This window comes from Acaryochloris sp. IP29b_bin.137, assembly GCF_028285745.1.
Taxonomy (GTDB): domain Bacteria; phylum Cyanobacteriota; class Cyanobacteriia; order Thermosynechococcales; family Thermosynechococcaceae; genus Acaryochloris.
The window spans coordinates 1-2,794 of sequence record NZ_JANQOP010000073.1; the positions used below are offsets into that span (position 1 = coordinate 1).

The 2,794-nt window shown below is 44.7% G+C and carries 2 protein-coding genes and 2 pseudogenes; all 4 read left to right on the forward strand.

The features are described 5' to 3' along the window. Positions 1-203: pseudogene (locus Q0991_RS05455) on the forward strand (integrase); the annotation flags it as partial. A gap of 30 nt (positions 204-233) precedes the next feature. Next, positions 234-1,352: pseudogene (locus tag Q0991_RS05460) on the forward strand (tyrosine-type recombinase/integrase); the annotation flags it as partial. Between the two features lie 151 nt (positions 1,353-1,503). Then, positions 1,504-2,142 (forward strand): hypothetical protein, encoded by a 639-nt coding sequence (locus Q0991_RS05465; RefSeq protein WP_299486228.1) that lies wholly within the window; start codon positions 1,504-1,506, stop codon positions 2,140-2,142. A 415-nt stretch (positions 2,143-2,557) separates the two neighbouring features. After that, positions 2,558-2,794 (forward strand): ParA family protein (locus Q0991_RS05470; protein WP_299486230.1); only part of this gene is annotated, 237 nt, incomplete at its 3' end.

Below are 2,794 nucleotides of genomic sequence, written 5' to 3' on the forward strand. Positions count from 1 at the left end.
AACCCAATCACCGGGGCCAACTCCGAAAAAACGCGACCATTAACCGTAACTTGGCCGCATTGCAGAGCTTCTTCAAATGGCTGACGGTCCGGGACTACATCCCCAAAGACCCTACTTTGCTCCTAGAAAAGCTCAAGGCCGATCCCGTGCTGCTCCAGGAGTTCAGCCAGGATGAAGTCGATAATCTCTATCAGGCCATCTGAGATCGCGGATTCCATGCTTTCCGAGATCGGGCCTTGCTGCACCTGATTGATCATGGGTTGAGAGCATCGGAGATTCACAGGTTAAACGTCGAGGACTATGACGGGCAGCGCCTCACCATCCGAGTCGCCAAAGCTGACAGTGTGGGCACCGTGCCCCTGTTAAAGAAAGCCCGAAAAGCGATTGACCAGTACAAGCTATGGCGAGAGCAGCAGGGGGATATTCTGGAAAATGATTCACCATTGTTTGTCTCCCACTCCAATAACAGCAAGGGAAAGCGATTGCAGTATTGGGGAATCTACAAAATATTTAAGGCGATTGCTGATATTGCAGAGGTAGAGAATGCCCATCCGCACCGGGGACGGCACACCCTAGCCACTCGGTTGGTGATGAAGGACATGGATTCCGTTCTGGCTCGACGGATTACTCGTCATGCTTCAGAACAGTCTTTTGTCCGGTACTCGGATCGGGGGATTGAGCTGAAGGCGGAGCAGGAATTCTATGAGGTGCATGGAGAAGCGCCAGGGAATGGAGAGCCCACAGAGAAACCGGAGAGTATCCAACTGGAGGCTGTCGTTGAAGAGCCTACGGATCGGCCCCAGATTACCTCGGTGGGGCACCCCTTGAATTCAGTATCCAATATCTATCAACTGAAAATCACGCTGTTGGGAGTAAGACCTCAAGTCTGGCGGCGAATTCAAGTCCCAGAAACCACGACGCTAGCTCAACTCCATACAGTGATTCAAGCCGTGATGGGCTGGGAAGGCTACCATCTGCACCAGTTCTCGGAGAGCGAAGATGAAACTCTTACATTGGCGGAACTGTTGGGGGATGACTTATTCCCATTCGGCTATACCTACGATTTCGGAGATATGTGGCAACACGAAATCAAGGTGGAGAAAAGGTTAGCGAGTAAACCTGGAAAAGACTATCCCGTTTGTTTGGCTGGGAAGCGGGCCTGTCCACCGGAAGATTGCGGTGGCGACTGGGGGTATGCTCATCTGCTGAGGGTACTGAAGAATCATCGACATTCACAGTATGAGGAAAGAATGGAATGGGTTGGGAGTGATTTTGATCCGAAAGCATTTGACCTGGTGCAGGTGAATCAATCTCTGAGGGAGCTTGAGGTGGAGGCCGTGGGTTATTCATAAGAACTAGGTGTGTCAAAAAAAGGTATTGTTGGACACTTCCCATCCAGGTCTATATGGTTATGTCGATATGGATTCTCCCCAATAATGGTTCTCTTGGAAATATTGGAATTTTTCCTTATGCTGAGGACCTGATGTTGAATAGTTTGTTTCGATGAAAACTAAATTTATTCTCTTTCTATCGGTACTCCTCACTTGCGCTCAGAGTGTGCCTGTGCTTTCTAAAGCGTCAAAAACATCTACTATCAAGAGTTCTATATCAATGTTTACCCCAATCTTGGCACAGCGAGAGAATTGCCTAGACTATGATCGCGATTTTAAGCCTAGCCCCCAAACAAGAATCATAGACCTTAAGCAATTTGGTGTCCAAGTTAAAATATCCAAAAATTTACGGACGATGCTTCGCAATAATGGTGAGGTTTGGATTCTGACACCCGTTGATTATGATCTTATTGCTTGTACAGCAAGAGGGGGGATAGGTGGGAGAGGATTATACTATCGCTATATCCGGCGTATTCCTAATCCTCTAAATTTACCGTTGAATAAGTGGGTAGCTCAAAGAGAAAGAGCTAAAAAGAAGAGAATGGGCTACGGGTATCAAAGTTCTATTGAGCCATACCAATTTTCTGGCTTAAATGGCCTATTGGTTGAGTCTAGATCTAGGTTGAATTCTTCGACCTACTTTGTAAAAATCCCAAGAATCAATGATGTAGTAGAAATTGGTGTTGGATGTGATTGTGATATAGAGAGTAAAGAAGTCTACAATTTTCTTAAAAGAGTAAGCTTAATGTAAATATCCTTAGCTATCTTCTAGCTCCTTGAGTCCAAAGTCTACGTCATAAAGTTAAATGATTTCGGTGACTTCCATTGCCTCTGTAAATTGCTCCTGTTACGTACAAGTAACTCCACTGATTGACCAGACCATAGCTGATTCAGATTAGTAATCATCTGTTCTGTGTCCAAGACTTCAGGTAAATCGTAGTTCCTGCAAGGCATGTAGCGACAATATCGGTCTTGACTGATAAGAAGAGCACTTTCATTACAATAGTTTTTCAGAATCACTAATAATAGCTTGTCACTCCATCAGACTAAAGATATAGTCTTGTGGTACGCAACTCGGAGCGACGTCGCACCGAAATACTAAATTTGAAAAGTACCAAGAATTACTTCACTCCCTTCAAGCCTATTGAGCTTCTGTAAAATTGCCAATGACTAACGTATTAGCCCTTTTTAATATGTCAGGTGGTGTGGGAAAATCTACGCTAACAATGAACCTCGGCTATCATCTTCAAAAAGATATAGGGAAGAAGGTTCTTTTAGTAGATATGGATCCCCAGGCTTCTTTAACGACTTTTATGGGACTATCTCCTTTTGATCTCGATAGAACAATATATGAAACTCTTACGAGTAAGGATGAATTACCAATTATCAATAAGCTACATGAA

Bases quoted from the DNA above. Each gene is read 5' to 3' on its own strand.
- Q0991_RS05465 (WP_299486228.1), top strand. From the start codon at position 1,504: ATGAAAACTAAATTTATTCTCTTTCTATCGGTACTCCTCACTTGCGCT.